This window comes from Pseudoalteromonas sp. TB25 (genome assembly GCF_000497995.1).
GTDB classification, from domain to species: domain Bacteria; phylum Pseudomonadota; class Gammaproteobacteria; order Enterobacterales; family Alteromonadaceae; genus Pseudoalteromonas; species Pseudoalteromonas distincta.
In genome coordinates, this window is the sequence record NZ_AUTI01000437.1 from 1 (window position 1) to 1,494 (window position 1,494).

At 42.5% G+C, this 1,494-nt stretch carries 1 protein-coding gene and 1 pseudogene; both read left to right on the plus strand.

The annotated features are described in order from the left end of the window. The coding region (locus tag L652_RS0121210; RefSeq protein WP_024603370.1) for an IS4 family transposase at positions 1-1,077 on the plus strand (1,077 nt) is incomplete at its 5' end. A 79-nt stretch (positions 1,078-1,156) separates the two neighbouring features. Next, positions 1,157-1,494 (plus strand): annotated as a pseudogene (locus L652_RS0121215) (protease SohB); the annotation flags it as partial.

Sequence of the window (1,494 nt, forward strand, 5' to 3'; positions counted from 1 at the left end):
CATTCCTCCATTCGAGATGATTTGGGTCATGTCGGACGAGGAGCAAAACAACGAGGCTTGTTAGCTCATAGCGTATTACTGTTTGCGCCAGACACAAAGCAAGTTGTGGGATTAATTGAACAGTCTCGCTGGAGTCGTGATATCAACACGATTGGAAAAAGAGAAAAACACGCGACGACTTCTTACGAAGAAAAAGAAAGTTACAAGTGGGAGTCAGCGTCACGAGCGATGGCAGAGCGGCTGCAAGGACAAATGGCGAACGTGATATCGGTGTGTGACCGCGAAGCGGACATCTACGAATACTTGCAGTATAAACTGACCGAGCAGCAACGATTCGTCGTACGCTCGATGCAAAGTCGTCATATTGAAGAAGGTGAGGATAAGCTCTATGCGTTTGCAAGCGAGCTGATGAGTGCAGGCACCAAACACATCCACATTGCACAAAAAGGAGGAAGAAAAGCCCGAAGCGCAACACTGGATATCACCTATGCGCCAGTGACACTCAAAGCGCCTTACAATAAGAAAGGACACTCCCTCCCAGTTTACTATGTCGGCTGTACAGAGCGAGGAAACGCTAAGAATGGCTTAAGCTGGCACCTATTAACCAGTGAACCAGTCACCAGCAAAGAAGACGCCTTAGCTATCATCACCTACTATGAGCACCGTTGGCTTGTAGAGGAATACCATAAAGTCTGGAAAAGTGATGGTACGGATATCGAAAGTTTACGCCTTCAAAGCCAAGATAACATGGAAAGATTGGTGACGATTAATGGCTTTATTGCGACGCGAATATTGCAACTAAAGTTCACCAATGAGCAGCCTGATTCTCCAAGTTGTGAACAACTGTTATCTCCCAAAGCATGGAAGTTATTGTGGTTAAAGAGAATAAAAACACCATTGCCTGAAACTGCTCCAAATATGTCATGGGCGTATCAGGAACTGGCAAAGTTAGGAGGCTGGAAAGATACCAAGCGCACAGGGCGTGCATCTGTGAAAGTGTTATGGAAAGGATGGCTTAAGTTACAAGCCATCCTGGAAGGCTACGATTTAGCAAAATCTCTTGAGTCAGACTTGTGATCAAGAGACAGCTGAAAAGTGGCTTTTTTTTGCTTTAAAGCATGCTAAATTAGCTGAAATTTATAAATGGAGAAACCAGTTGGAATTTTTATACGAATACGGTTTGTTTTTTGCTAAAACAATTACTTTTGTTATCGCTATAGCAGTTATTCTAATGCTAATAGTTGGCGTTGCAGTTAAGCCTAAAGCCAAAAAAGGTGAAATACAAATTGACGACATATCAGAGCAATTAGTCGATCTTAAAGAAAGTTTTCTACAAAATACGCTGGGTAAAAAAGAGCTTAAAGCACACCAAAAGCAGCTTAAATCGCAAAGTAAAAAAGCAGATAAAGATGAGCCTAAACCTCGTTTATATGTAATTGACTTTGTGGGTAGTATGGACGCTCACGAAGTAGAAAGCTTACGAGAAGAAATAAC